The 3425-nt window shown below is 66.1% G+C and carries 2 protein-coding genes; both read right to left on the minus strand.

Annotation, left to right across the window (positions count from 1 at the left end; genetic code table 11):
• On the minus strand, positions 1 to 2051 hold a 2051-nt coding region (locus AC16JP_RS12175), incomplete at its 3' end, for an efflux RND transporter permease subunit (RefSeq protein WP_484340883.1).
• 8 nt (positions 2052 to 2059) lie between these two features.
• Positions 2060 to 3169, minus strand: coding sequence for an efflux RND transporter periplasmic adaptor subunit (locus AC16JP_RS12180; protein WP_484340884.1), 1110 nt, complete (start codon positions 3167 to 3169; stop codon positions 2060 to 2062).
• Positions 3170 to 3425: the final 256 nt, after the last annotated feature.

The following is a 3425-nucleotide window of genomic DNA, read 5'->3' on the forward strand; positions in this document are numbered from 1 at the left end:
GCCTCGGCCTTGCGGCTGATGCTCTGCAGCACCGACAGGTCGGGGCCTGAAACGAACCACTGGATCGGCGCATCGATCGGCACACCGTTCTTGTATGGCTCGAGTGTGATCCGGGCCTCGGGGTATGTGGCAAAGCGCGCCCGCAGCCGCTCGTAGAGGGCAGGCGTCGCCTTCTGGTCCCAGCCATCCAGGGTGGCCGCAACCACGCCATAGTTCGACTGCTGCGCCGTTTCGCGGACATTATAGAAAAGCTGCGGATTGCCACGGCCGACGTTCGCCATGCGGTCGATGATCGCGCCCTCTTTCGCCAGTTCCGCCTCGACGAACCGCACCGCACGGTCGGTCGCCGACAGGTCCGCGCCCTTCGAAGCCTCTACCTCGACCTGAAAGTAGGGCGCGTCGGCGGGCGGAAACAGGCTGGTGCCCAGCACCGGCACCAGCCCAAGCGCTGCGACGCACATCGCCATCGCCCCCCAGAACGCCCGCATCGGATGCTCCAGCGCGCGGTGCAGCACCGGGGCATAGCTGCGGTGGATTCCGTTCTGCAGGAGCTGCAGAAAACGGTTGCCCTCGGGCTTCTCGTCTCGCGGGAGGATGCGCGACGCTAGAAACGGAATTACGGTCATCGACACCAGGAACGAGGCCATCACCGTCGCGATGACGGCGATCGGCAGTCCGCGCGTGAACTTGCCGGCCCCTTCGGGAAGCGCCGTCAGCGGCAGGAACGCCAGCACCAGAACCGAAGTGCAGCCCAGCACCGCAACCGCGATCTGCTGCGTGCCGGCAAGCGCCGCCGCCGTGCGCCGATAGCCCTGCCGCAGATGCCTCGAAATATTCTCGACGACGACGATCGAATCATCGACCAATATCCCAAGCGACAGGATGAACCCGGAAATGACCAGTTGGTTCAGCGAAAAGCCGGTCCACCACATCACCATCACGCCGATCGCCAGACTTAGCGGCACCGACACCATCACAACGGCCGACGCGCGCGGGCCAAGCGGCAGCAGCGTCACCAGCACCAGCGCCAGAGCCAGTCCGAAATCCCGCGCCAGAAGGGCAAGCTTGCGCTGCACATCGTCGGACTGGCCGAATGCCAGTTGCAGTTTCATGTCGGGCGGCAGCGTTCCGGCATAGCTGTCGGCCGCCGCCATCAGCCGGTTCTGCACCTCGACCACATTCACCCCGTCCTTCTGGGTTGCGGTGATCCAGATGGCGCGCTTGCCGTTCAGCCGGGTGATGTGCGCGCGTTCGGCGGTATCCCACTGCACTGCCGCCACATCACCGACATGGATCACCCGCTCGCCGTCGGCCCGCAGCGGCAGGTCGCGCACTTCGCCCAGCGTTCGGAACGCGCCGCCTGCCCGCAGGTTGTAGCGCTGCTCTCCGGAACGCAGCGGGCCGGATGGAAGGTCGCTGCCGTTGGCGCGCAGAACATCGGCAAGCTGCGCCAGCGGGATGCCCAGTTCCGCCAACCGGCCAAGATCGGCCGACACGCGGATTTCCGGCCTCGGCACACCCCAGACGGTGGCGTTACGCACGCCTGGCTGCCGCTGGAAAAGCTCGCGCAGGTCCTTGCCGATCTTTTCCATTCGTCGCCACGACGCCGTATCCGACACCAGCGCATATTGCACGACGGTCGTGTCCGATGTGCGGAACCGCCGATACTCCAGCCGCTGAAGCCCGGCGGGCAGCGTGCCGCGCATCGCATTCACTTCGCGCACGGCCTCGTCGTAGTTACGGTCGGGGTCGCTCTCCCAGGTGAATTCCGCAACCACCACGCCCTGCCCGTCGCTTGCGGTCGAGCTAAGCTCGGTGATGTTGTCAAGGCCGGCGAGCGCTTCCTCGATCGGCTTGGTCACGGTCTGCTCGACATCGGCCGGATCGGCGCCGGGCAGGATCGCGATGATCTGCACGAACGGCGCAACGAACTGCGGATCGACCGAACGGGGAATGCTGAAAAAGGCCTGCACGCCCAGCGCCGCGACCAGCGCGAACACCAGCAGCGTTGCCTGCCAGCGGTGGACGGCAAAGGCGATCAGCGCATGCATCGTCGGCGTCAGCCCGCCTTTGCCACGACGGGGCGAACCTTCTGCCCTTCGACCAGCCGATCGACGCCCGATCCGACGATACGGTCACCGGCCTGCAAGCCCGACAGGATCTCGACGCCGTCCCCCGCCACCGCGCCCAGTTTCACCATACGCGCGGCAACACTGTTGGACGCCGGCCGATAGAGCCACACGAACCCCTCGTCGGCGCGGGCAAAGAACAGCGCCGACGCCGGGATCCGCATCCGGCCGTTGCCGGGATCCTGCAAGCCGACTTCGGCAATCAGCCCCGAACGCAGCGCCGCATCCGCCGGCAGCGCAAACTCGACGCGGAAGGTGCCGGTTCCGGGGTCCGCACGGCCCGCCACCTCGATCACGCGCGCGCTGAGGTCGGGTGCAACATTGTCGGGAAAATGCACACGCGCAACCGAGCCAGGCTTCAGTTGTGCCGCAGCGGCTGCCGCCATCGGCACCCGCAGAACGAAGCCACTGGAATATTCGCCCAGCACCAGAATCGGTGTGCCAGTCGCCACCATCTGCCCCGGTTCGGCCAACCGCGCCAGAATCACGCCGGAAGCAGGCGCGACGATCCGGGAAAAGCGCTGGCGAAAGCGCGCCGCGCTCAGCTCCGAACTGGCCGCCTGCGCTGCCGCTGCCGCATTTTCCACCCGCGCCTTCGAAACCCAGCCGTCCGCCAGCAGCTTTTCCTGCCGGCGCAGTTCCGCATTCGCCTGCCCGGCCCGCGCCGCAGCCGCAGCAGACGCCGCGTTGACGGTCGTCTGATCGAGAACGGCAAGGGGTTGCCCGGCGCCGACATGGTCTCCGGGCCTGACCGAAACCGTCTGCACGCGGCCGTCGGCCAGAAACGCCAACGGGGTTTCCTGCCGCAAGCGCACGGTGCCGGTTGCGCGGACGACACCCGCTTCCAGCCCGTCGCCGACCCGATGCAGAGAAACCGCAACCGGATTGGCGGCGGGTTTCGAAGGTTCCCCGGCCGAACAGGCAGCCAGCAGCAGCGTGGCAGCCAGCAGTACCGGAACTGCAAACAGTGCCGGGGCCGCCGGCAGCGGCGCGCACGGGCCGCCCCTCGTCCTCCTGCCTTCCGCTGAATTCAAAGACATCCGCTCGGCCGCCGTTCAATTTGGGTGCGACTCAGTTCCTAGCGATTTTGCCACGCCTGTGCGAGCGAAACTTGGATGCCCGGTGCACCATTCCGAAATCCGCAATGATCATAGGTTTATTCCTACGAGATTGCGGAATTCTTGCATTCCATGCCTACTCCTCTATCGTCAACGCCATCAGGCGGAGGTTCAGGGAAATGCACCCATGTTCCAGGCGTATGCAGCCGGCATCGACCAGCTCGGAATCGGCCAGAAA

Source organism: Sandaracinobacteroides sp., assembly GCF_057137845.1.